This window comes from Nocardia sp. NPDC004415 (genome assembly GCF_053602435.1).
Genome location: NZ_JBSGDP010000002.1, coordinates 197,543 through 221,261, shown reverse-complemented (window position 1 = coordinate 221,261; position 23,719 = coordinate 197,543). Strand labels below are relative to the sequence as shown.

The 23,719-nt window shown below is 70.9% G+C and carries 20 protein-coding genes; 9 read left to right on the top strand and 11 right to left on the bottom strand.

Annotated elements, in window-relative coordinates:
• Positions 1-187: 187 nt before the first annotated feature.
• The 9 genes from ACWEMY_RS02155 (at position 188) to proB (ending at position 12,425) form a co-directional block, all read left to right on the top strand.
• On the top strand, positions 188-2,866 hold the full coding sequence (locus ACWEMY_RS02155; protein WP_452388499.1) for a valine--tRNA ligase: 2,679 nt from the start codon (positions 188-190) through the stop codon (positions 2,864-2,866).
• Complete coding sequence (gene folC, locus ACWEMY_RS02150) at positions 2,863-4,326, top strand: bifunctional tetrahydrofolate synthase/dihydrofolate synthase (RefSeq protein ID WP_452388498.1); 1,464 nt, start codon at positions 2,863-2,865, stop codon at positions 4,324-4,326. Before ACWEMY_RS02155 ends, folC begins: the two co-directional genes overlap by 4 nt.
• A complete protein-coding gene (locus tag ACWEMY_RS02145) occupies positions 4,323-4,721 on the top strand; it encodes a DUF4233 domain-containing protein (protein ID WP_452388497.1) in 399 nt (132 codons plus the stop codon). Before folC ends, ACWEMY_RS02145 begins: the two co-directional genes overlap by 4 nt.
• A gap of 53 nt (positions 4,722-4,774) precedes the next feature.
• Positions 4,775-5,191: a nucleoside-diphosphate kinase gene (ndk, locus tag ACWEMY_RS02140; RefSeq protein WP_375936628.1), complete on the top strand. Its 417-nt coding sequence runs from the start codon at positions 4,775-4,777 to the stop codon at positions 5,189-5,191.
• Between the two features lie 464 nt (positions 5,192-5,655).
• The gene (locus tag ACWEMY_RS02135) at positions 5,656-8,880 is read left to right on the top strand and encodes a translation initiation factor IF-2 N-terminal domain-containing protein (RefSeq protein WP_452388496.1); all 3,225 of its coding nucleotides are present in this window, start codon (positions 5,656-5,658) and stop codon (positions 8,878-8,880) included.
• A gap of 230 nt (positions 8,881-9,110) precedes the next feature.
• Complete coding sequence (gene rplU / locus ACWEMY_RS02130) at positions 9,111-9,422, top strand: 50S ribosomal protein L21 (protein ID WP_302874528.1); 312 nt, start codon at positions 9,111-9,113, stop codon at positions 9,420-9,422.
• A 22-nt stretch (positions 9,423-9,444) separates the two neighbouring features.
• Positions 9,445-9,711 (top strand): 50S ribosomal protein L27, encoded by a 267-nt coding sequence (rpmA, locus tag ACWEMY_RS02125; protein WP_067486232.1) that lies wholly within the window; start codon positions 9,445-9,447, stop codon positions 9,709-9,711.
• Between the two features lie 121 nt (positions 9,712-9,832).
• Positions 9,833-11,287: a GTPase ObgE gene (obgE, locus tag ACWEMY_RS02120; RefSeq protein ID WP_452388495.1), complete on the top strand. Its 1,455-nt coding sequence runs from the start codon at positions 9,833-9,835 to the stop codon at positions 11,285-11,287.
• A gap of 22 nt (positions 11,288-11,309) precedes the next feature.
• A complete protein-coding gene (proB, locus tag ACWEMY_RS02115; protein WP_375936617.1) occupies positions 11,310-12,425 on the top strand; it encodes a glutamate 5-kinase in 1,116 nt (371 codons plus the stop codon).
• On the opposite strand, the gene ACWEMY_RS02110 is transcribed toward proB, so the two are convergent.
• The 11 genes from ACWEMY_RS02110 to ACWEMY_RS02060 all read right to left on the bottom strand — a co-directional run bounded on the left by ACWEMY_RS02110 (position 12,415) and on the right by ACWEMY_RS02060 (position 23,597).
• Positions 12,415-12,705 (bottom strand): DUF6191 domain-containing protein, encoded by a 291-nt coding sequence (locus tag ACWEMY_RS02110; RefSeq protein WP_452388494.1) that lies wholly within the window; start codon positions 12,703-12,705, stop codon positions 12,415-12,417. The two genes, proB and ACWEMY_RS02110, sit on opposite strands and share 11 nt — an antisense overlap.
• 42 nt (positions 12,706-12,747) lie before the next feature.
• Positions 12,748-14,190 carry a hypothetical protein gene (locus ACWEMY_RS02105; RefSeq protein WP_452388493.1) on the bottom strand — a complete coding sequence of 481 codons (1,443 nt, stop codon included), beginning with the start codon at positions 14,188-14,190 and terminating at the stop codon, positions 12,748-12,750.
• A complete protein-coding gene (locus tag ACWEMY_RS02100) occupies positions 14,190-14,561 on the bottom strand; it encodes a hypothetical protein (protein ID WP_375936610.1) in 372 nt (123 codons plus the stop codon). The genes ACWEMY_RS02105 and ACWEMY_RS02100 overlap by 1 nt, the downstream gene beginning before the upstream one ends.
• Positions 14,562-14,598: 37 nt before the next feature.
• The gene (locus ACWEMY_RS02095; protein ID WP_452388492.1) at positions 14,599-15,333 is read right to left on the bottom strand and encodes an ESX secretion-associated protein EspG; all 735 of its coding nucleotides are present in this window, start codon (positions 15,331-15,333) and stop codon (positions 14,599-14,601) included.
• A gap of 110 nt (positions 15,334-15,443) precedes the next feature.
• Positions 15,444-16,412: a D-isomer specific 2-hydroxyacid dehydrogenase family protein gene (locus ACWEMY_RS02090; protein ID WP_452388491.1), complete on the bottom strand. Its 969-nt coding sequence runs from the start codon at positions 16,410-16,412 to the stop codon at positions 15,444-15,446.
• Positions 16,413-16,514: 102 nt separating this feature from the next.
• Positions 16,515-17,471 (bottom strand): non-homologous end-joining DNA ligase, encoded by a 957-nt coding sequence (ligD, locus tag ACWEMY_RS02085; protein WP_452388490.1) that lies wholly within the window; start codon positions 17,469-17,471, stop codon positions 16,515-16,517.
• A gap of 74 nt (positions 17,472-17,545) precedes the next feature.
• On the bottom strand, positions 17,546-17,935 hold the full coding sequence (locus ACWEMY_RS02080) for a hypothetical protein (protein WP_375936599.1): 390 nt from the start codon (positions 17,933-17,935) through the stop codon (positions 17,546-17,548).
• Between the two features lie 63 nt (positions 17,936-17,998).
• Entirely contained in the window at positions 17,999-19,099 is a 1,101-nt protein-coding gene (locus tag ACWEMY_RS02075) for a methyltransferase (protein ID WP_452388489.1), read from the bottom strand.
• Positions 19,100-19,203: 104 nt separating this feature from the next.
• Positions 19,204-21,327: a RecQ family ATP-dependent DNA helicase gene (locus ACWEMY_RS02070; protein ID WP_452388488.1), complete on the bottom strand. Its 2,124-nt coding sequence runs from the start codon at positions 21,325-21,327 to the stop codon at positions 19,204-19,206.
• A 29-nt stretch (positions 21,328-21,356) separates the two neighbouring features.
• Positions 21,357-22,568 (bottom strand): RtcB family protein, encoded by a 1,212-nt coding sequence (locus tag ACWEMY_RS02065; protein ID WP_452388487.1) that lies wholly within the window; start codon positions 22,566-22,568, stop codon positions 21,357-21,359.
• A gap of 162 nt (positions 22,569-22,730) precedes the next feature.
• The gene (locus ACWEMY_RS02060) at positions 22,731-23,597 is read right to left on the bottom strand and encodes a ribokinase (protein ID WP_452388486.1); all 867 of its coding nucleotides are present in this window, start codon (positions 23,595-23,597) and stop codon (positions 22,731-22,733) included.
• Positions 23,598-23,719 lie beyond the last annotated feature (122 nt).

The following is a 23,719-nucleotide window of genomic DNA, read 5'->3' as shown; positions in this document are numbered from 1 at the left end:
CCGATCTGTCCCGTCGAACAGCCACGGTGGATTGCTCCTTCGTCGCGTACGCCACGGCACCTGATCGACGGGACGGGCGCGAACCGCCGACTTCGTCGGCGATCCCTCCTCGAGGTCGGGATGTGGTTGTTCGGCCCACGGTGAGGTGGGCGTAAACGTGGTTGATGGAGCCCCTTAGGATTGGTGGGTGACCAGCGCAGCCCCAGACAACTCGCGTAATCGTGCCGATGCCCTGCCCAAGAGCTGGAACCCCGGCGAGGTAGAGGCCGACCTGTACGAGGGCTGGGTAGCCGCTGGATATTTCGGCGCCGACGCGAGCAGCGGCAAGCCCGCCTACTCGATCGTGCTGCCGCCGCCGAACGTCACCGGCACCCTGCACATGGGCCACGCCCTGGACCACACGCTGATGGACACCCTCACCCGCCGCAAGCGGATGCAGGGTTACGAAGTGCTGTGGCTGCCGGGCATGGACCACGCGGGCATCGCCACCCAGAGCGTGGTGGAGAAGCAGCTCGCCGCCGACGGCAAGACCAAAGAGGAATTCGGCCGCGAGCTGTTCATCGACAAGGTGTGGGACTGGAAGCGCGAGTCCGGCGGCGCCATCCAGTGGCAGATGCGCGCGCTCGGTGACGGCGTGGACTGGAGCCGCGACCGCTTCACCATGGACGACACCCTCTCGCGCGCCGTGCGCACCATCTTCAAGCGCATGTTCGACGCGGGCCTGATCTACCGGGCCGAGCGCCTGGTGAACTGGTCGCCGGTGCTGAAGACCGGTATCTCCGACCTCGAGGTGGACTACAAGGACGTCGAGGGCGAGCTGGTCTCGCTGCGCTACGGCTCGCTCGACGACAGCGAACCGCACGTCGTGGTGGCCACCACCCGCGTGGAGACCATGCTCGGTGACACCGCCGTGGCCGTGCACCCCGACGACCCGCGCTACGCGGCGATAATCGGCACCACCGTCTACCACCCGATCACCGGCAGCCAGATCCCGATCATCGCCGACGACTACGTCGACCCGGAGTTCGGCACCGGCGCGGTGAAGATCACCCCCGCGCACGACCCCAACGACTTCGAGATGGGCCTGCGGCACAACCTGCCGATGCCGACGATCATGGACGAGGGCGGCCGGATCACCGGCACCGGAACCGAATTCGACGGCATGGACCGCTTCGAGGCCCGCGTGAAGGTGCGCGAGCGCCTGGCCGCCGAGGGTCGCGTGGTCGCCGAGAAGCGGCCGTACGTGCACAGCGTCGGCCACTCCGAGCGCTCCGGCGAGCCGATCGAGCCGCGCCTGTCGATGCAGTGGTGGGTCAAGGTCGAGTCCCTCGCAAAGGCCGCCGGTGACGCCGTGCGCGACGGTGACGTGAAGATCCACCCGGCCAGCCAGGAACCGCGCTGGTTCGACTGGGTCGACAACATGCACGACTGGTGCATCTCGCGGCAGCTGTGGTGGGGCCACCGCATCCCGATCTGGTACGGCCCCGAGGGCGAGATCGTCTGTCTCGGTCCGGACGAGGAAGCCCCCGAGGGCTGGGTGCAGGACCCGGACGTGCTCGACACCTGGTTCTCCTCCGGTCTGTGGCCGTTCTCCACGATGGGCTGGCCCGAGGCCACGCCGGAACTGGCCAAGTTCTATCCGACCAGCGTGCTCGTCACCGGTTACGACATCCTGTTCTTCTGGGTGGCCCGGATGATGATGTTCGGCATGTTCGTCAGCGACGACCCGGTGCTCACCGTCGGCAAGGGCGGGCAGAAGCAGGTGCCGTTCGAGGACGTCTTCCTGCACGGCCTCATCCGCGACCAGCACGGCAAGAAGATGTCCAAGTCGCGCGGCAACGGCATCGACCCGCTGGACTGGATCACCTCCTACGGCGCCGACGCGCTGCGCTTCACCCTGGCCCGTGGCGCCCAGCCCGGCGGCGACCTCTCGGTCGGCGAACCGCACGCGCTGGCCTCGCGCAGCTTCGTCACCAAGCTGTTCAACGCCACCAAGTTCGCGCTGATGAACGGCGCGCGCTCGGGCGAGCTGCCCCCGCGCGAGACGCTCACCGACACCGACCGCTGGATCGTCGACCGGCTCGACGAGGTGCGCGCCGAGGTCGACGCGGCCTTCGACGCCTACGAGTTCGGCAAGGCCTGCGAGGCGCTCTACCACTTCGCCTGGGACGAACTGTGCGACTGGTACCTGGAGCTGTCGAAGGTGCAGTTCGCCGAGTCCGACGCGCGCGCGGAGAGCACCGCGGTGGTGCTCGGCACCGTGCTCGACGCGGTGCTGCGCCTGCTGCACCCGGTGATCCCGTTCGTCACCGAGACGCTGTGGAAGGCGCTGACCGGCGGTGAGTCGGTCGTCGTGGCGCCGTGGCCCGCCGCGAGCGGGGTCGCCACCGACACCGTCGCCGCCCAGCGCGTCGCCGACGCGCAGCGCCTGATCACCGAGATCCGCCGCTTCCGCAGCGACCAGGGCCTGGCCGACAAGCAGAAGGTGAAGGCCACCCTGGTGGGCCTGGACGAGGCGGGCCTGGCCGGTTTCGCCGCCCCGGTGGCCAACCTGGCCCGGCTCACCGAACCGGGCGAGGATTTCGCCACCACCGCCGAGGTGCAGGTGCGCCTGTCCGGCGCGACGGTCACCGTCCAGCTCGACACCTCCGGTGCCATCGACCTGGTCGCCGAGCGCCGCAGGCTGGAGAAGGACCTCGCGGTCGCCCAGAAGGACCTCGACCAGACCACCGCCAAGCTCGGCAACGCGGAGTTCCTGGCCAAGGCGCCCCAGCAGGTGGTCGACAAGATCACCGGCCGCCGCGACGTGGCCGCCGCCGAGGTCGCGCGCATCGGTGCCCGTCTCGCGGAGCTGAGCGCCAAGTGAGCGACACCGAGCCGGACCCGGAGTTCGGGGGCGAGGACTACACCGCGGCCCGGCTCGGTGACGGCCCGTCCCCGGTCGAGCTGGCCGAGATGGCGCTGGTCGAAGCCGAACTGGACAAGCGCTGGCCCGAGACCAAGATCGAGCCCTCGCTCACCCGGATCGCCACCCTGATGGACCTGCTGGGCAACCCGCAGCGCAACTACCCGGCCATCCACATCGCGGGCACCAACGGCAAGACCTCGGTGACCAGGATGATCGACGCGCTGCTCACCGCCCTGCACCGGCGCACCGGCCGGATCACCAGCCCACACCTGCAGCTGGCCACCGAGCGGATCAGCATCGACAACGCCCCGATCAGCCCGGCCCGCTACGTGGAGACCTACCGCGAGCTCGAGCCCTACATCGCGATGATCGACCAGCAGTCCGCCGCGGCGGACGGCCCGGCCATGAGCAAGTTCGAGGTGCTCACCGGCATGGCCTACGCCGCGTTCGCGGAGGCGCCGGTCGACGTGGCCGTGGTCGAGACCGGCATGGGCGGCACCTGGGACGCCACCAACGTCATCGACGGGCAGGTCGCGGTGATCACCCCGATCGGCCTGGACCACACCGAATACCTCGGCCCCGACCTCGAGTCGATCGCCAAGGAGAAGGCCGGGATCATCAAGCGCGCCCCCGAGCAGCTGATCCCGGTCGACACCGTCGCGGTGATCGCCCAGCAGGAGCCCGAGGTCATGGACGTGCTGCTGCGCCGTGCCGTGGAGGCCGACGCGGCGGTGGCGCGCGAGGGCTCGGAGTTCCTGCCGCTGGAACGCGCCGTCGCCGTCGGCGGTCAGCTGCTCACGTTGCAGGGCCTCGGCGGGGTCTACGACGAGATCTTCCTGCCGCTGCACGGCGAGCACCAGGCGCGCAACGCCGCGCTGGCGCTGGCCGCGGTGGAGGCGTTCTTCGGCGCCGGTGCCGAGCGTCAGCTCGACATCGAGGCGGTACGCGCCGGATTCGCGAGCGTGGCGAGCCCGGGCCGGATGGAACGCATGCGCAACGCGCCGACGATCTTCGTCGACGCCGCGCACAACCCGGCGGGCGCGCAGGCGCTGGCGAACACGCTGACCTCCGAGTTCGACTTCCGCAAGCTGGTCGGCGTGGTCGCGGTGCTCGCCGAGAAGGACGCGGCGGGCATCCTCGACGCCCTCGAGCCGGTCTTCGACGAGATCGTGGTGACCAGCAACGGCTCGCCGCGGGCGATGGACGTCGACGCGCTGGCCGACCTGGCCGTGCAGCGCTTCGGCGACGAACGGGTGATCACCGCCGACACCCTGCCCGACGCGCTGGAATCGGCGATCGCGCTGGCCGAACAGGCCGGCGACGACGGCGATGTCATCTCGGGTGCGGGCGTGATCGTCACCGGGTCGGTGGTGACCGCGGGCGCCGCGCGCGCCCTGTTCGGAAAGGCTCCCTCATGAGCGAGGTCCCACCCCCGGCCACCGATCCCTGGAAGGGCCTGCGCGGCGTCATGGCGGGCACCCTGATCCTCGAGGCCATCGTGGTGCTGCTCGCGCTGCCGGTGGTCGCCGACGTCGGCGGCGGGGTCACCTGGTTCTCCGGCACCTACCTGGTGGTGCTGTCGGTGCTGATGATCCTGGGCGCCGGAGTGCAGCGCAAGCCGTGGGCGATCCCGTTCACCATCGGCCTGCAGGTGCTGTTGCTGCTGGGCACCTTCATCCACCTCTCGATCGGCATCATCGGCCTGGTGTTCGTCGCGGTATGGGCCTTCATCCTCACGCTGCGCGCGGATGTCCAGCGCCGAATGGATGCCGGCCTCTTGCCGAGTCAGCGCATGAAACGCACGGAGTCCTGAGCGGCTCAGGGGGCCGCTCAGCGCGGCGCCGCAGGCGACGCTAATGTTGCTGCGTGACTGAGCAGACGTTGGTACTCATCAAGCCGGACGGTGTCTCGCGTGGACTCGCCGGCGAGGTGCTCGCGCGCATCGAGCGCAAGGGCCTCACCCTCAAGGCACTGGAGCTGAAGAACGTGTCCGTGGCGCTCGCCGAAGAGCACTACGCCGAGCATGCCGAGCGGCCGTTCTTCGGTTCGCTCATCGAGTTCATCACCTCGGGCCCGGTCGTGGCGGCCGTGCTGGAGGGTCCGCGCGCGATCGCGGCGTTCCGTCAGCTCGCCGGTGGCACCGACCCGGTCGAGAAGGCCACCCCCGGCACCATCCGTGGCGACTTCGGTCTGGAGACCCAGTTCAACCTGGTCCACGGTTCCGACTCGCCCGAGTCCGCCAAGCGCGAGATCGCGCTCTGGTTCCCCGAATTTCCTGCTTGATCTGCTGTTCTCGCTCGTCGCGCCCGTGCTGGGCGCGACGAGCTCGAGTGACGCGGAGTTCGGGTGAGTTGCGCCGATGGCGATCCTCGCGCGAACCGTATGGGATACTGATTACGGACGTGTTCGATGCCGGACCCTGTCGCGCAGGTACGTGACAGCGGCGCCGGACATGACCGGATGACATCGCGGTTGGATGCCGATCATCGCTGCCACGGGCGGCCCTGTTGCTGGGGGCGCTCGCGCAGGCACGCTGGATGAGCGCTCGAAACGCGGCGTCACCGTACAGCCAGGCGCCGTGTGACCGGTTGGCCCGCCAGATGATCGATTCCAGGCGCGACCGGACGCACGGGGCGAGACCAGATGACCCTCGCACCATCGGGTGCGAGGTGCACGGACGATGCCCCCGCGTCGGCCGCGTACACCCGTACCGGGGATGGACGCGCCCGGGGGCCCGAGGAGACTTCGTGGCCGAACAAGAGCCGCTGGACACAACACAACAGGATGCCGATCAATTGCCGGAGCGAATTCGAGTTCATGCACTGGCCAAGCGACTGGGAGTGACCAGCAAGCGCATCCTGGCCAAACTGGCCGAATTGGGAACCGAGGCGCGCAGCGTCCAATCCAATGTCGACCGCGCGGTCGCCGAGACCGTGCGCGACGCGATCGCCGCCGACGCCGAGACCGGCGAATCCCCAGCATCCCCGGCGCCCGCCGCCACCGCCCCCGCCGCCGAGCAACCGGCCGCCGTCCCCGCGCCTGCCGCGACCCTGTTCTCCGCCCCCGAGGTCGCGCGCACCGATGAGGTCTTCGCCCCGACGGCCGACGACGCGCACACCGGGCTGTTCACCCACCGGGTGACCGAGACCCCCGCCCCGGCCGAGCCGGTCGCCTTCGAGGCGCCCGCCGTGGCCGCGCCGCTGTTCCTGCCGCCGGACGCCACCGCCGCCGAAGAGGCCCGCAAGCGCCGCCGCACCACCCGCACGACCAAGCGTGCCGACGAGCCCGCCACTGCGGCCGAGGAGCCGGAGACCGAGCCCGCGGCGATCGAGGACGAGGCCGTCGAGGTCACCACCGACACCACCGACGCCGATGCCGACCAGTCCGGTGACCACGACGCCGACGGTCAGCCGCGCCGCCGCCGCCGGGGCCGCCGTGGCCGTGGCCGTGGCCGGGGCGAGCAGTCCGCCGACGGCGACGACACCGACACCGACGAGTCCGACACCGACGACGAGCCCGCCGCCGCGACCGAGCCGGGCACCGAGTCCGCCGAGCAGGCCGAGGACTCCGACGAGGACGACGAGGACGCGCTGCCCGAGGGCGCGAGCCGCCGCCGTCGCCGCCGTCGTCGCCGCAAGGTCGGTGGTGAGTCCGGTGAGGACGCGTCCTCGGAGGACGATCCGCCCAACACCGTCGTGCACGAGCGCGAGCCGCGCAACAAGAGCCGCGGCCGGTCCGGGTCCGACGAGGTGCAGGGCATCTCCGGGTCCACCCGGCTCGAGGCCAAGCGCCAGCGCCGCCGCGACGGTCGCGAGGCCGGGCGCCGCCGTCCGCCGATCCTGACCGAGTCGGAGTTCCTGGCCCGCCGCGAGGCGGTGGACCGGGTGATGGTCGTGCGCGAGAAGGCGTTCGACGCCGCCGAGCACGCTCCGGGTCATCAGATCACCACCCAGGTCGCGGTGCTCGAGGACAACATCCTCGTCGAGCACTTCGTCACCAGTTCCGGCCAGGCGTCGATGGTGGGCAATGTCTACCTCGGCAAGGTGCAGAACGTGCTGCCCAGCATGGAGGCGGCGTTCATCGACATCGGCCGCGGCCGCAACGGCGTGCTCTACGCCGGTGAGGTGAACTGGGAGGCCGCCGGTCTGGGCGGCAAGGAACGCAAGATCGAGCAGGCGCTCAAGCCGGGTGACCAGGTGCTGGTGCAGGTCTCCAAGGATCCGGTCGGGCACAAGGGCGCCCGCCTGACCACCCAGATCTCGCTGGCGGGCCGCTTCCTGGTGTACGTGCCGGGCGGCACCTCCACCGGGATCAGCCGCAAGCTGCCCGACACCGAGCGCAAGCGGCTCAAGGAGATCCTGCGCGACATCGTGCCCGCCGACGCGGGCGTGATCATCCGGACCGCGTCCGAGGGTGTCAGCGAGCCGGAACTGGCCCGCGACGTCGAGCGGCTGCAGGCCACCTGGCGCACCATCGAGGAGGCGTCCAAGGGCGCGGGCAAGGACGCACCCAAGGCGCTCTACGAAGAGCCCGACATGCTGGTCAAGGTCATCCGCGACCTGTTCAACGAGGACTTCGCCCGGCTGGTCATCGAGGGTGATCGCGCCTGGAGCACCGTCGAGAACTACGTGCGCACCGTCGCGCCGGACCTGCTGCCGCGGGTGAACCGGCACGAGAACAACGGGGTCGACGTGTTCGACGCCTTCCGCATCGACGAGCAGCTGGCCAAGGCACTCGACCGCAAGGTGTGGCTGCCCTCCGGCGGCACCCTGGTGATCGACCGCACCGAGGCGATGACCGTCGTCGACGTCAACACCGGCAAGTTCACCGGTTCGGGCTCGTCCAATCTGGAGGAGACCGTCACCAAGAACAATCTGGAGGCGGCCGAGGAGATCGTGCGCCAGATGCGGCTGCGCGATATCGGCGGCATGATCGTCGTCGACTTCATCGACATGGTGCTCGAGTCCAACCGCGATCTGGTGCTGCGCCGTCTCACCGAGGCGCTGGGCCGTGATCGCACCCGTCACCAGGTCTCCGAGGTCACCTCGCTGGGCCTGGTCCAGATGACCCGCAAGAAGCTGGGCACCGGCCTGGTCGAGGCGTTCTCCACCACCTGCGAGCACTGCCACGGCCGCGGCATCCTGGTGCACTCCTACCCGGTCGACGCCGGGTCGGGCACCGAGGAACCGCGCGCCAAGGAGGGCGGTTCGCGCCGCCGCCGCGGCAAGGACAAGGACCGCGACAAGCAGCCCGCGGCCGCCGCTCCCGCGTCCAACGGCACCGCACCGCATCCCGAGCACGGTGAGGAGGACATCGCGGTCAAGCGGGCCCATCCGGTCGCGCTCGCGATGGCCGCCCACCACGGCGAGGACGGCGAACCCACCGACGAGCCGACGGCCGAGACCGCCGAGGCCACGACGGCCGAGGTCGCGCCCGAGGCGCCCGCCGAGCCGACCAGGCGGTCGCGTTCACGCTCGCGCCGGTCCAGCCGCAGCGCGGGATCGCAGTCGGAGACGGCCACGGAGAGCCCGGCGCTGACCGGGGTCATCCCGGCCGAGCCGGAGGCCGCCGATACCGAGGCCCCGGCGGTCGCGGAAACGGAGCCCGCCGACAGCGAAGCGGTCACCGACGCCGCAGCCGCCGAACCGGAGGCCACGGTCACCGAAGCCGCGGCCGCCGTGTTCGAGGGTGCGGAGCCGGAAGTCGCGGCCACCGAGCCGGAAGCCGTCGAACCCGAGCCCGCACCGGTCGCCGAGGAGCCCGCGCCCCGCACGCGCAGGCGCCGGGTGGCCCGCTCCACCGCGGCCCCGGCACCGGACAGCTCGGGCGCGGTGTTCGTCCTCTCGTCGAGCGAGCAGCCGCCCGCCGCCGTGGTGGACTTCGCCGCGGAGCCCGTCGTCGTCCCGGAACGCAAGCCGCGCCGTCGCGCGGTGGGCCGTCCCGCGGGCGCGCCGGCACCCGAGTCGAATTGACCCGTCGGCCCCCCGATTCGGCCCTGACCGGCCGAATTGGGGGAGCGGTTACCGTTCTGGTAGCCTAGGTCGGTCGCTGCCCCGCGATTGGGCATCCGGTCTTACGGCCGGGTGATTCCGCAGGCAGCCGAAGTTCTTCCCCCGCCGATGCGGGGATGAGCCCAGAAATACCGCGTCGCAGCTGTGGCGCGAACATGTGCAGGACCAACGTGAGTGGAGGAAGCCGACCGATGGCAGCGTACGCAATCGTCAAGACCGGCGGAAAGCAGTACAAGGTCGCGGTCGGTGACCTGGTGAAGGTCGAGAAGATCGAGGGCGCGCCCGGCACCGCCGTGGCCCTGACCCCGGTTCTCGTCGTCGACGGCGCCGATCTGACCACCGACGCCGACAAGCTGGCCAAGATCTCCGTGGCCGCCGAGGTCGTCGACCAGACCAAGGGCCCGAAGATCCGGATCCACAAGTTCAAGAACAAGACCGGCTACCACAAGCGCCAGGGTCACCGTCAGCCGCTGACGGTCATCAAGGTCACCGGCATCAAGTAAGACATCCCGAGGAGACGAAGCAATGGCACATAAGAAGGGTGCATCCAGCTCCCGGAACGGTCGTGATTCGAACGCCCAGCGCCTCGGCGTGAAGCGCTTCGGTGGCCAGAAGGTCAGCGCGGGCGAGATCCTCGTCCGTCAGCGTGGAACCCACTTCCACCCCGGCGTGAACGTCGGTCGTGGCGGCGACGACACCCTGTTCGCCCTCGCGGCGGGCGCGGTCGAGTTCGGCACCAAGCGTGGCCGCAAGACCGTCAACATCGTTGTCCCGGAGCCGGTCCAGGCCTGACCGCCTGGAGCGTCAGCTCCCCACGGACACCAGAGCGGGTCAGGGTTGCTTCCCTGACCCGCTCTGTCGTGTCCGTCACCCCCTACCGCCAACGACCAGTCAGAAGGAGGAGGATCAACCCATGTCCAAATTCATCGACCGCGTCGTGCTTCATGTTCGTGCCGGTAGAGGTGGACACGGTTGCGCCTCGGTGCACCGTGAGAAGTTCAAGCCGCTGGGCGGGCCCGACGGCGGCAACGGCGGCAACGGCGGGGACGTGATCCTCGAAGTCGACGCCAATGTCCACACCCTGCTCGATTTCCACTTCCACCCGCACGCCAAGGCGGGCAACGGCAAGCCGGGCGAGGGCGGCAACCGCGACGGCAAGCAGGGCACCGATCTGGTGCTCAAGGTGCCCGACGGCACCGTGGTGGTCGACGGGGACGGCAAGGTCGTCGTCGACCTGGTCGGCGCGGGCAATCAGTTCGTCGTCGCCAAGGGTGGCCGCGGCGGCCTGGGCAACGCCTCGCTGGCCTCCAAGGCGCGCAAGGCGCCCGGCTTCGCGCTGCTCGGCGAAGAGGGCGAAGAGCTGGACCTGGTCCTCGAGCTGAAGTCGGTCGCCGACGTCGGCCTGGTCGGGTTCCCGTCGGCGGGCAAGTCCTCGCTGGTCTCGGTGCTGTCCGCTGCCAAGCCCAAGATCGCCGACTACCCGTTCACCACCCTGGTCCCGAACCTGGGCGTGGTGGCCTCCGGCGACACCACCTTCACCGTCGCCGACGTGCCCGGCCTGATCCCCGGCGCCAGCGACGGCCGCGGCCTCGGTCTGGACTTCCTGCGTCATCTGGAACGCTGCGCGGTGCTCGCGCACGTGGTCGACTGCGCCACCCTGGAACCCGGCCGCGACCCGGTCTCCGATGTCGACGCGCTCGAGGCCGAACTGGCCGCCTACAAGCCGGCACTGACCGGCGACGAGAGCCTGGGCGATCTGGCCGACCGGCCCCGCGTGGTGATCCTCAACAAGACCGATGTGCCCGACGGGGCGGAGCTGGCCGAGATGGTCACCCCCGAGTTCACCGAGCGCGGCTGGCCGGTCTTCGAGATCTCCGCGGTGAGCCGCGCGGGCCTGCGCCCGTTGACCTTCGCGCTGGCCGACATGGTCCGCCAGTACCGCGACGAGCACCCCAAGGCTGCCCCGAAGCGCCCGGTGATCCGTCCGATCGCGACCGACGAGTCCGGCTTCAGCGTGATCGCCGATCCGCAGGAGCCCGGCGGCTTCATCGTGCGCGGCACCCGCCCGGAACGATGGGTGCGCCAGACCCAGTTCGACAACGACGAGGCCGTGGGCTACCTGGCCGACCGCCTGGCCCGCCTCGGCGTGGAAGCCGAACTGGTCAAGCAGGGCGCGCAGCCGGGCTGCTCGGTGACCATCGGTGACGTGTCGTTCGAATGGGAGCCGCAGATCTCCGCGGGCGTCGACATCGTGCCGACCGGCCGCGGTACCGACGTGCGGTTGGAGAACAACGACCGGGTCGGCGCGGCCGAGCGCAAGCTCGCCTCGCGCGCGCGGCGCGGTCTGCTCGACGAGGACGGGAAGTAGGGTCCGGCCGAGGAGTATGGCTATGCAGGTGGGTTCGGAAGTGAGCGTGGCGCGTCAGGCCATCGTGTCGGCGCGTTCGGTCGTGGTGAAGATCGGGTCGTCGGCGCTGACCAGCCTCGAGGGCGGTCTCGACACCGACCGGCTCGACCGGCTCGCCGACGCCGTGGAAGCGCGGATGCGCGCGGGGTCGGACGTGGTGGTCGTGTCTTCCGGGGCGATCGGTGCCGGCATCGCGCCGCTGGGCCTGTCGCGCAGGCCCAAGGACCTCGCCACCAAGCAGGCCGCCGCCAGTGTCGGCCAGCTGGCGCTGGCGCACGCCTGGGGTACCTCGTTCGCGCGCTACGACCGCACCGTCGGCCAGATCCTGCTCTCCGCCGACGATTTCGCCCGCCGTGAGCACCACCGCAACGCCCAGCGCACCCTGGACCGGCTGCGGTCGCTCGGCGCGGTCGCGGTGGTCAACGAGAACGACACCGTCGCCACCGAGGAACTGCGCTTCGGCGACAACGACCGCCTCGCCGCCCTGGTGGCGCACCTGGTCGGCGCCGACGCCCTGATCCTGCTCTCCGATGTCGCCGGACTCTACGACGGCGACCCGCGCAAGGGTGCCGCCACCTTCATCCCCGAGGTCCGCAGCAGCGCCGATCTCGACGGTGTCATCGCGGGCAGCGGCGGCGCGCTCGGCACCGGCGGCATGGCCTCCAAGCTCTCGGCCGCGCGCCTGGCCGCCGACGCGGGCATCCCCGTGCTGCTGGCCTCGGCCGCCGACGCCGCGACCGCCCTCACCGACGGCACCGTGGGTACCGCCTTCGCCGCCCGCCCGGTCCGGCTGTCCGGCCGCAAGTTCTGGGTCCGCCATGCCGCCGACACCCGCGGCGCGGTGCTGCTCGACGCGGGTGCCGTCACCGCCGTCACCGAACGCCGCTCCCTGCTCGCCGCCGGTGTCACCGGTATCCGCGGCCGCTTCTTCGGCGGAGACGTGGTCGACCTGGTGAGCCCCGACGATCAGGTCATCGCCCGCGGCGTCGTCGAATACGACAGCACCGAACTCACCACCATGCTCGGCCGCTCCACCACCGAGCTCCCCGAGACGATGCAGCGCCCGGTCATCCACGCCGACGACCTGGTCAAGGTCTGACCGCGGACCCTTCCCGCCGCAGATACACCGTGCGCGTCGAGAGATCGAGCTCACGCCCGTCACCCACCTCCACGCGCACCAGCTGCCGCGACTCCCGTTCCTCGACGACATGCCGCGACGCCGGGTTGAACACCTCGTCCACCGGAGCGAGCATCCCCGCGGCCCCCGCGCTCCCCGAGCGGCGCCAGTGCACCCAGCCGCGTCGCTCGGCCCAGCGACCGAGCTGGTCGATCCCGACCACGAGCGAGGCGAGCGTACCCAGGAACAACGCGTAGTCCACGATCTCTCCTTCGGCCACCGGCACCGCGCCCGGTGCTGACGATCACCGTTGCGGCGGAACAACTCCCGGCTGATCCAGGTCCGCCGGTGCCGGCGGTGGCGGCGCGGGTCGCGGGCTCTCCGCCCCCGGAATGGGCCCGGTGACACCCGGCTGCCCACCCGGATCCGACATGTCGGGTCCACTCGGGACCGGAGGGAGCGGGGCCGGAACAGGCGGCGGCGCAGGCTGTTCCGGCGGCGGGGGAGCCGGCTGCTGCGACGTGGGCGCCGGTGGGTCCGGTTCCGGCGCGGGTTGCTGCGTCGTAGGTGCGGGCTGGGCCGGTGGTTCGCTCGGTTGCGGTTGCGGCGCTTGCTGTTCCGAAGTCGGGGTGGGGGATTCGGGCTCGGCCGGCGGCTCGTGTTGCGGCGAGGGGGCGGGCGGCTCCTGCGGCGCTGGTTGTTCCGAGGTCGAGGTGGGAGGTTCGGGCTGGGGCGATGGCTCGCGTGGTTGTTCCGACGTGGGGGCAGGCGGACTCGTCGGGGAATCGCTCGGCGGCGGTGCCGGTTGCGCCGGCTGTTCCTGGGTCGGTGCCGGAGCTTCTGTCGTCGGGGCCGAGTCCTGCGGGGTCGGTGTCTCCGTCGGCTGGGGGTCGGCTTGTGTGGTGGGCGCGTGGGTCGATGGCGGCGCGGATGACTCGGTCGGAGCCGCCGGCGTGGGGGTGTTGCCGCCGGGTGCGGGTGAGTTGTCGGTGGGGGCCGGAGTGCCTTCCGTGGGCGCGCTGTCGGCCGGGGGAGGCGTGACCGGGGACTCCGGGGCGCTGTCGGTCGGTGCGGGCGTTTCCGGTGACGGCGAGGTGCCGGGGTTCTGGGGTGAATCACCTTCCGGGGCAACACCTTGCGGTGTTCCGAGCTGTGGCTGGGCGGGGGTGGTCTGCGGTCGCGACGGCGTCGCAGGCGATTCCTGTCCTCGCGCACCGGGGGGAGCGGGCAGGGACGGAACCCCGGTGCCCGCCAGCGAATACGCGGGCTTGTAGATCATGTTCATCGCCAGCACGGCTTCCTGGCGCAGCGCCTCGGTCGCCATCTGGGCGTCGATCACCTTGGCCGACTCCAGCAGTCGCGCGATGGTCCCGATCGGTCCCGAATCACCGGGCGCGACCACCGCGAGTTTCACCGCTTCGGCGGCCGCCGCCACTGCGCCCAGCCGGGCGCCGACTTCGGCTGCCACCCCGGCCAGTTCGTCCAGCGCGGCGGCGAAACCGCGGGTGCCCGCGAAGGCGGCCTCGGCGGCGGCGCCCTCCCAGCCCGCCTCGTTGATCACCCGCTCGGCGTCGGCCTTGGTGATGGGCATGGTGGTGCTCAGCGCGGCCGCGGCCTCCAGCCAGGCCATCGAGGCGCCGAGGATCGCGCTCGCGTCGATCTGCTGGGTGCGGGCGTGGATCTGTTCGTGCGGCATGGATTCGAAATGCTCCATGGCACTGATGTAGGTGGGGTCGGTTCCGCTCATCAGCGCATCCGGGTTTCGACGGCCCGCAGGGCGGCGGCGGCCGCGGCGTCGGCCTCGTCGTAGAGCCCGCCGCTGAGCAGGAACGCCTCTTTCATCCGGTAGGCCGCCTCGATGTAGTGATCGATCAGGGAGGCCGCGTCGCGCGCCTTGTGCGCGAAGCCGGCCTGTAACTGCTGCGCGGAGACGAAACCACCGAATCCGCCTGCCTCGGAGGCGGATTCGAGGCGCTGACGTAACTGCCCGAGCTGGTCGGCCTGCTGTTCGTAGAGTTCGGCGCAGCGGCGTGCGGCCTCGGGCTCGAACTTCAGCGTCCCCGTCGCGGCGGCGGTGCGGAACCGGGAGATCTCGGCCCTGCTGCTCTCGATCGTCATCGCGTCTCCCCTCCAGATGAAGCGTTCGTGGTCCAGGCTAGCCGGACCTTCTGCTGTGCGAACTGTGCGCCGGTGCCAGCCTGCGCTGGAGCTGGGCGGCGAGCTGACCGGTCGTCGCGGGCACCACGTGCACCGTTTCCCCTGCTCTGAGCAGGTAACGGCCGTCGGCGGCGACGTCGATCCAGCTGTAGTGCACCGGTGGGGCGGGCACGCTGCGGTCCAGCCCGGTCTCGATGCGGATATGCCCCTCCGCGGTGTGCTGACGACGTAATAATCGCTGGATACGCGGCACCGCGGGGTGCGTCGCGATCACCGTCTCCTCGTCGCGCACGGCCTCGGTGGCGGCTTCGCGTGCCGGTTCGCGGCCCGGCGGCGTGTCGGGCAGGCACGCGGTGATCCGGGCGCCCATGCCCGCGGTGTGCCCGATCGAAACCCGCACGCTGCCACCGTAATCGGGCCGGTTGCCGGGTTCCTGGCGCACCAGCACCGCCCGGTCGTATACGGCACAGGCGAGCAGGCGGATCTCGCTGCCCGGTGTGTGCCCGCCGCCGACCAGCACGATCCTGGCGTGCGGTGCGGCGATGATCCGCAGACAGGCGGTCAGGTCGGGATCGCCGCCGCTGGGTAGTCGCTGCTCCAGCCCGGACCGCAGCCGGGCCGCCTCGTGTTCGGTGTGCGGTGATTCCAGCACGCGGATCGGAAACGGCAGGCGATCCTGACCCGATTCCCGCCAGACGTGCGCGAATTCGTCAGCGGTGAAGGTCCATCCCATTGCCGATCCCATCCTTACCGAGCCAGGACCACGACAGCCTATCGGTACTGTCCGATTCCGGCCCACCGTTCACCCGGCATACCTCCGAACGGAAGCTTTCCGGGTGTCGTTCAGTAACCCCGGTCCGGGTCGATGAGCGCGTGCAACGGTTCGCCCGCGACGAACCGGGCCACATTCGCGCCGACGTGATCGGCGAACGCGGCCAGCCGCAACTGCGGCGGGTTGGAATCGTGCGGGGTGATGATCGCGTTGGGCAGGCTCCACAGCGGATGACCGTCGGGCAGCGGCTCCGGCTCGGTGACATCGAGCCCCGCGCCACCGATCGCGCCCCGCGTGAGCGCGTCGACCAGCGCCTCGGTGTCCACCAGGCTGCCCCGGGCCACATTGATCACCCACGAGGACGGCTTGAGCCGGGCCAGTTCCTCCGCGCCGATCAGGTGCCGGGTCTGCGCGGTCGCCGGCGCGGCGATCACCACGTGGTCGGTGTGCGACCAGACCCGGTTCAGCTGATCGGCGGGCACGGTCTCCACGTCGTCGGGAATGCCCGGCCCCGTGACCGGACGGCCGGACCGGTTCACCGCGATCACGTGCGCGCCCAGCGGCACCAGCATCGGGATCAGGGCGCGGCCGATGCCGCCCGCGCCGACGATCGTCACCGTCTTGCCCCGCAACGACCCCACGTGCGGGAAGAACTCGCGCTGCTGCCAGGTCCTCGCCCGCAAGTGTTCGGGCAGATACCGCACGCCCGCCAGCAGCAGCGTGAGCGCGTGCTCGGCGACGCTGTCGGCGAACGCGCCCGCCGCGGAGGTGAACGTCACGCCGGGGTGGGCCTCGAACACGCCCGCGCCGAAGTAGTCCTCGATGCCCGCGGCGGGCAGTTGCACCCAGCGGACGGAGGCGGGCAGCGTCCGCGGGAACTCGCCGGGGGAGCCGATCCAGATCAGGGCCTCGGCATCGTCGAGCGCGCCGATCCGCGCACCCGCCCCGAGCACGGCTTTCTCCAGCAGGCGCGAGGCCGGCTGATCCGGTCCGATCGCGATCGTGGTCGCGGATTGCTGCACAGAGACCTCCTGGGACATGGGCTCGACCGGTGCGCGCGGCGGCTCCGGGTGGGAGTGTCGATTCTTCCTGTTCGGGCGCGCCCGCGCAGCCCGGCGATCAGCCCGCGCGGAAGGGTTCCGCTACTCGTCGAGATCGACCGGTTCGTCCACGCCGTGCCGGTCGGCCAGCTCGAGCAGCCCGGCGATGTCGAACACGGCCTCGTCCATCCCGGCCTGCAGATCGCCGAGTTCGGCGTAGCGGGCGGGCACGGTGGCGAGGGTGAAATCGCGGGGGTGGATGTCGTCGATCTCGGTCCAGCGCACCGGCGTCGACACCGTCGCCGCGGGCACCCCGCGCACCGAGTACGCGGCGGCGATGGTGTGATCGCGCGCGTTCTGGTTGTAGTCGACGAACAGCTGGGCCGGATCGCGATCCTTGCGCCACCAGGCCGTGGTCACGTCCGCGGGCGCGCGCCGCTGCACTTCCCGCGCGAACGCGAGCGCCGCCCGGCGCACCTGCTGGAAGCCGTACTCCGGCGCGATCCGTACATAGACGTGCATCCCCGACCCACCGGAGGTCTTGGGCCAGCCCACCGCGCCCAGCTCGTCGAGCACCTCGTGCACGACGTGCGCGACCCGGCGCACCCGCGACCACGGGCACTCCGGCATGGGATCGAGATCGATACGCCACTCGTCGGGCGACTCGGTGTCGGTGGCCCGGGAGTTCCACGGATGGAACTCCACCGTCGACATCTGGACCGCCCAGATCACGTCGGCCAGTTCCTGCACGCACAATTCGTCGGCGTGCCTGCCGTAGCGCGGGAAATACACGCGCACCGTCGAGATCCAGTCCGGCGCACCGCCCGGCAACCGCTTCTGATGCACCTTCCCGCCGGGCAGGCCCTTCGGGAACCGGTGCAGCATGCAGGGCCGGTCGCGCAGCGCGTTGACGATGCCGTCGCCCACGCTGAGGTAGTAGCGCGCCAGGTCGAGCTTGGTCGCGCCCAGCTCGGGGAAGTACACCCGGTCCGGGTTGCTCACCCGCACCGTGTGCTCGCCGACCGGCAGTTCGACAGCCGGAGTCGCTGACTTGGCCACCGGCCAACCCTAACCGAGCGGACCCACCGCGCCACGGATGTTCCGGCGGCGCGGTGGGACGGCGACCGGCGGAGCTAGAGCTCGTAGACGCCGAACGCGCGGTTCTGGATGCACATGGGCATCACGTGGACACGGTCGGTCCATTCGAACCGGGCGGCCGCCTCGACGGTTCCGCGCTCGTCCACGCACACGCTCGCGGTACCGGGCATGGTCAGCGGGTTGAGCACCGCCAGCGGGATGCCGGCGTGGATGCCGCTGTAGAGGCCGCCGCTGAAGCACAGCGGGGTGATCGGGATACCGCGTGCGGCGCTCTCCCGGTCGGCCGCGGCCTGGGCGCCGGGCACGCCCGCGCAGTCGAGGGGGTTCTCGTTGCTCGCCTGGGCGGGCACGGTGAAAAGGGTGAATCCGGCCGCACAGCCCGCGGCGACGGCCATCAGGGATCGAGCAAATGTGGTCCTGGTCATAGCCGCATTGAAGCACTGGTGCCGGGTGCCACACACAATCGGTGGCGGCGTGTCGAGCCGGACTCAGCGGGCGACCGCCTCCAGCACGCAGTCCGGCGCGGCGGTGTGCACCGTGCGGGTGAGGGTGAAACCGCTGCGCGCGAGCAGTTCGCGGAACTGTGTCTCGGTGCGTTCGTGGCCGCCGTCGGTGTTCACCAGCATCTCCAGATCGATGAACTTGCCGGGATGCGGCCGGTCGTCCTCGGGCAGCACCAGTTCGATCACCAGCAGCGTCGTCGACCGGTTCATCGCGAGCCGGATGGTGCGCAGGATCTGTTCGGCCTGCTCGTCGGACCAGTCGTGCAGGATGTGTTTGAGCAGGTAGGCGTCGCCCCCGTCGGGCACCTTCTCGAAGAACGACCCGGCCTCCACCGCGCATCGCTGCGACAGCCCGGCCGCCTCGAGTTCGGCGGCCAGGTCGTCGACCACGGTCGGCAGGTCGAACACGATGCCGCGCGCCGCCGGATGCCTGCCGAGGATCTCGGTGAGCAGCCCGCCCTGCCCGCCGCCGACATCGACGAGCGTGCCGAACCGGCCGAAATCGTAGGCGGCCAGCAGCGGTTCGGTCGACAGGGTGCCGATGCTGGTCATCGCCCGGTCGAACAGTTCGCCGACATCGCGATGGGTGGCCGCGTACTCGAAGAAACTCGACCCGTCGATGGCCGGGCCGACGGCCTCGCCGGTGCGCACCGCGTCGGTGAGATGCGACCAGTGACTGCGATGGAACGTCGAACCGAAGAACTTCGACACATCGCGCAGGGTCACCGGGGCATCGCTGCGCAGCGTGTCACCCATGCGGGTGAGCGCGTAGGAACCGTCGCGGCGTTGCGCGAACACGCCGTAGCTCACCAGCAGGCGCATCAGCCTGCGCAGTCCTTCCTCGTCGGCCTCGACCGCCCGTGCCAGCTGGGCCGCCGTGCGCGGACCGCCCGCCAACTCGTCGGCGATCCCGAGCTCGGCGGCCGTGCTGATCGCCTGCGAGAGGAATCCGGCGATCTGTAGTTCCAGCAGCGCGATATGGCCCGGAACCAGGTTCCGGTACAGGCTCCCGAGTGCGGCGCGCACCCGATCGATCGCGCGGAGCACGGGGAGCGGGGGAAGCTTCTGCGGTGCGGTGGACGTCATGACGACTCCGTATCGGCCGGTTGACCTGCGCGTATGGACTGAGGGTACGGGACCGCGGGTGATGCGGGCAGCCCTCACACGCCGTGCGGGGCGGGTTCGGTGGGTCAGGTCGGGGTGGCCAGCGCGAACGGCAGCACCGCCTCGGCGCCGCTGGTGCGCAGGGCGTGCGCGGCCACCGTCATCGTCCAGCCGGTGTCGGTGAGCGTGTCCACCAGCAGGATCGGGCCCGCGACCCCGGACAGATCGGGGACCTCCCAGTAGTCGAACAGCCCGGCCACCCGGTGCGCCGAATTCGCCGCCGACACCGGTGGTCGGTCCGGGCGGGCGCGTAGGGTGCCGAGGTCGTCGAGCCTGCCGACCTGCGCCAGCCGCGCGGCCAGGCTCGCGGTGAGCTGCGGATGCCCCGGCGACTCCAGGGCGAGCACCGAGGTCGGACGGGTGGTCCAGGTCCAGTCGCGCAGCACGGCGACGCAGGCGTCGAACACCGCGTCGGGCACCGGTGCGTCCGGTCCGTCGAGCAGCGTGCGCAGCCGCCTGCCCCAGCCGAGATCGGTGAGCCTGCCGAGCACCCGCCCGGTCTCGGCGCCTGCGGTGATCTTGCCCGAGAGCGGGACGCCCAGCTTGGCCATTCCGGTGGGCCACTGCTTGCGCGGGGCGAGGTCGAGGCCGGGACGGTCCAGCCGGGCCCTGGTCGCCGCGACGGCGGCCTCGTCGACGGTGGTGTCGGCCCGGGTGCCGGTGCAGTTGTCGCAGCGCCCGCAGCCGGGAGTGGTGGCGTCGAGGGCGGCCAAGCCGGGGTCGTCGAGCTGGCGGCGCAGGAAGGTCATCCGGCAGGTCGTGGTCGACTGGTAGTCGATCATCGCCTGCTGTTCGCTGTCGCGCGCGGCGGCGAGCCGTTCGTAGCGTTCGGTGTCGTAGGTCCACTCCTGGCCGGTGGACAGCCAGCCACCGCGCACCCGGCGCACCGCCCCGTCCACGTCGAGCACCTTCAGCACCATCTCGAGCCGCGAGCGGTTCAGTTCCACCAGCGGTTCCAGCGCCACCGTCGACAGCGGCCGGTCCTGGTCGAGCGCGGCGAGCACCGCGCGCACGATGTGCTCGCGCGGGAAGGCGACCGAGGCGAAGTAGCTCCAGATCCGGGCGTCCTCGGGGCCGGGCAGCAACACCACCTCGGCCCGCTCGGTGCCGCGCCCGGCACGACCCACCTGCTGGTAGTACGCGATGGGGGAGGACGGCGCGCCCACGTGCACCACGAACCCGAGATCAGGTTTGTCGAAGCCCATACCCAGTGCCGAGGTGGCGATCAGGGCCTTGACCTCGTTGTTCAGCAGCGCGGCTTCGAGCGCCTCGCGTTCGGCCGGGTCGGTCTGGCCGGTGTAGGCGGCCACGGTGTGGCCGTGCGAGGTGAGCACGTCGGCCAGATCATGTGCGGCGGCGACGGTGAGGCAGTAGATGATGCCCGAACCCGGCAGCCGGTGCAGCTGTTCGCCGAGCCATGCCGTGCGCTGCACCGCGTCGTCGAAACGCACCACCGACAGGTGCAGCGACTCGCGGTCCAGGGTGCCGCGCAGTACCAGCGTCTCGGTGCCGATCTGCCCGGCCACATCGGTGACGACCCGGTCGTTGGCGGTGGCGGTGGTCGCCAGCACCGGAACATCCGAACCCAGATCCGCGATGAGGGTGCGAATGCGGCGGTAGTCAGGCCGGAAATCGTGGCCCCAGTCCGAGACGCAGTGCGCCTCGTCGATCACCACGAGCCCGGCGTCGGCGGCCAGCCGGGGCAGCACCTGGTCGCGGAAATCCGGGTTGTTCAGCCGCTCCGGACTCACCAGCAGCACGTCGACACCGCCCTCGGCCACCCGCTGATGGATCTCGTCCCACTCGGTGACATTGCCCGAGTTGATGGTGGCCGCCACCACCCCCGCCCGTTCGGCGGCGGCCACCTGGTTGCGCATGAGCGCGAGCAACGGCGAGACGATCACCGTCGGCCCGCGCCCGGCACCGCGCAGCAGCTTGGCGGCGATGAAATACACCGCCGACTTGCCCCATCCCGTGCGCTGCACGACCAAGGCCCGCCGCCGCTGCACCACCAGCGCCTCGATGGCGGTCCACTGGTCCTCGCGCAGCCGGGCATCCGGACCGGCCAGTTCACGCACCAGTTCCTCGGCCCGTTCCCGCAGGTCAGGAGCCATCAGGTCGAGCACGTCACTGCCAGCCGCTGAGGTCATGTCCCCATACTGCCCGACCCCACCGACAGCTAGCCCTTGACGCAGAGCACCTGCCGCAGCGTGGCCACCACGTCCACCAGGTCGGCCTGCGCGGCGATCACCTCGTCGATGTCCTTGTACGCGGCCGGGATCTCGTCGACCACGCCCGCGTCCTTGCGCGACTCCACACCCTCGGTCTGGGCCACCAGATCCGCGACGGTGAACTGCTTCTTCGCCGCGGTCCGGCTCATCCGCCGACCCGCACCGTGCGAGGCCGACTGGAACGAGGCCGGATTCCCCTTACCGCGCACCACGTAGGACCGCGTGCCCATCGAGCCCGGGATCAGCGCCAGATCGCCCGCGCCCGCGCGCACGGCACCCTTGCGGGTCACCAGCATCGGCACCCCGTCGATGATCTCCTCGGCCACATAGTTGTGATGGCAGCTGATCGGCTCGTCGAAGCCCACCGTCCGCGCACCGAACTCCTCGCGCACCGCCCGGCACACCAGCGACAGCATCACCGCGCGATTGCGCGCCGCGTAGTCCTGGGCCCAGGTGAGGTCGCGCCGGTAGGCCGCCATCTCCGGGGTCCCCGCCAGGAACACGGCCAGATCCCGATCCGGCAGCGACCCGTTGTGCGGCAGCTTCCGCGCGATCGCCATGTGCCGCTCGGCCAGTTCCTTGCCGATGTTGCGCGAGCCGGAGTGCAGCAGAATCCACACCGCGTCGTCCTGGTCGAGGCAGACCTCGATGAAGTGGTTGCCGCCGCCGAGCGAGCCGATCTGCTTGTGCGCCTTGGACTCCAGCGAGGACACCCCGGGATGCAGGTCGCCGAAGGACCGCCAGAACTGCTCCCAACCCTTGGTCCGCGCCGAGTGCCCGTGCGAGCCCGCGTGCAGCGCGGTGACGTCGACCGCGTTCTTGTGCGCGTTGAAGCCGACCGGTACGGCCCGCTCGATCCGGCTGCGCAGCGAGCGCAGGTCGTCGGGCAGATCGGCCGCGGTGAGGTCGGTCTTCACGCTCTCCATCCCGCACCCGATGTCGACGCCGACCGCCGCGGGCGCCACCGCGTCGCGCATCGCGATGACCGACCCCACCGTCGCGCCTTTACCCAGGTGCACATCGGGCATCACGCGCAGTCCGTGTACCCATTCCAGCGCGGCGATGTTCCGCAGCTGGCGCAGGGCGGCCTGCTCGATCTCGTGCTCCTCTGCCCACATGAGCGTCTGCGCCCTGGTACCGCGCAGCTCGACGGGAAACATGGTTCGGTCCTTTCTTCGATGTATCGACGACGGTAGGCGCACGGGGTCGGCACCCGCATCCGAATTTCCGCGCCCCGAGAGTTCTAGTGCCGTGCTGTTCGACTGTGGGAGAACGATTTTCGAGGTGTTGGCGGGTGTCGGCAGCGCTGTGTGCCCGGCGGGTCAGTCCGTCGGCAGCGCGGCGGCGATCCGGGCGCGGTCGGGAATCGACGCGCTGGCGCCGAGCACGGTGGTCGCCAGCGCACCCGCGGTGTTTGCCCAGTTCAGTGCGGTGTGCGGGCCGCTGGTCCAGGTGGCGGCGAGCGCGCCGGTGAACGCGTCTCCGGCGCCGGTGGTGTCGACCGCGTCGACCGTCCTGCCCGCCACCGACAGCTGCGTCCCGTCGGCGCCCCGATAGGTCGCGCCGTCCGCGCCGAGGGTGCGTACCACGTGTGCGACGCCCGCCAGCTCCGCCGAATACCGCTCGTACTCGAGGGAATTCACGATCGCGACATCCACGTCCGCCCACAGCCCGGCGGGTAGCGGTGCGACCGGCGACGGGTTGAGCACCACGACGGTGCCCGCGGCGGCCGCGTGGCGGGCGGCGGTGACGACGGTGTCGAGCGGGATCTCGAGCTGACACAGCAGGATGTCGGCCGCGGCGATCGCGGCGAGCTCGGCCTCGGACAACTCGGTCACGTGGCCGTTCGCGCCCGCCACGACGATGATGCTGTTCTCGCCGGACCCGTCCACCACGATCGAGGCGACGCCACTTGGGCCCTCGACCCGGCGCACCAGGGCCGTGTCGACGCCCGCCTCGCGCAGTGTCGCCCGCAGCTCGTCGGCGAACGCGTCGTCGCCGAGCGCGCCGAGGAACCGCACCCGCGCACCCGAGCGGGCGGCGGCGATCGCCTGGTTGGCGCCCTTGCCGCCGGGCACCGTCGCGAATCCGGACCCGAGCACGGTCTCACCCGGCGCGGGCCGCCGCGGCGTGCTGGTCACCAGATCCATATTGATGCTGCCGAGGACGACGACGTCGGGGCTGTCCATGAGGCCAACCTAGGACACCATCGCGCCGCGGGTGGCGACCCTGTGGATAACTCGGTCCCGCCGCCGGTCGGAGCCGCTTTACGGTGTCCGGGTCGCGTCGAACGGGCGAGCCGGACTGCGTA

Coding starts and splice junctions, on each gene's coding strand:
- ACWEMY_RS02145 (WP_452388497.1), top strand. CDS start 4,323: ATGAGCGAGGTCCCACCCCCGGCCACCGATCCCTGGAAGGGCCTGCGC.
- rplU (WP_302874528.1), top strand. CDS start 9,111: ATGGCAGCGTACGCAATCGTCAAGACCGGCGGAAAGCAGTACAAGGTC.
- rpmA (WP_067486232.1), top strand. CDS start 9,445: ATGGCACATAAGAAGGGTGCATCCAGCTCCCGGAACGGTCGTGATTCG.
- obgE (WP_452388495.1), top strand. CDS start 9,833: ATGTCCAAATTCATCGACCGCGTCGTGCTTCATGTTCGTGCCGGTAGA.
- proB (WP_375936617.1), top strand. CDS start 11,310: ATGCAGGTGGGTTCGGAAGTGAGCGTGGCGCGTCAGGCCATCGTGTCG.
- ACWEMY_RS02105 (WP_452388493.1), bottom strand. CDS start 14,190: ATGAGCGGAACCGACCCCACCTACATCAGTGCCATGGAGCATTTCGAA.
- ACWEMY_RS02100 (WP_375936610.1), bottom strand. CDS start 14,561: ATGACGATCGAGAGCAGCAGGGCCGAGATCTCCCGGTTCCGCACCGCC.
- ACWEMY_RS02095 (WP_452388492.1), bottom strand. CDS start 15,333: ATGGGATGGACCTTCACCGCTGACGAATTCGCGCACGTCTGGCGGGAA.
- ACWEMY_RS02090 (WP_452388491.1), bottom strand. CDS start 16,412: ATGTCCCAGGAGGTCTCTGTGCAGCAATCCGCGACCACGATCGCGATC.
- ACWEMY_RS02080 (WP_375936599.1), bottom strand. CDS start 17,935: ATGACCAGGACCACATTTGCTCGATCCCTGATGGCCGTCGCCGCGGGC.
- ACWEMY_RS02075 (WP_452388489.1), bottom strand. CDS start 19,099: ATGACGTCCACCGCACCGCAGAAGCTTCCCCCGCTCCCCGTGCTCCGC.
- ACWEMY_RS02070 (WP_452388488.1), bottom strand. CDS start 21,327: ATGACCTCAGCGGCTGGCAGTGACGTGCTCGACCTGATGGCTCCTGAC.
- ACWEMY_RS02065 (WP_452388487.1), bottom strand. CDS start 22,568: ATGTTTCCCGTCGAGCTGCGCGGTACCAGGGCGCAGACGCTCATGTGG.
- ACWEMY_RS02060 (WP_452388486.1), bottom strand. CDS start 23,597: ATGGACAGCCCCGACGTCGTCGTCCTCGGCAGCATCAATATGGATCTG.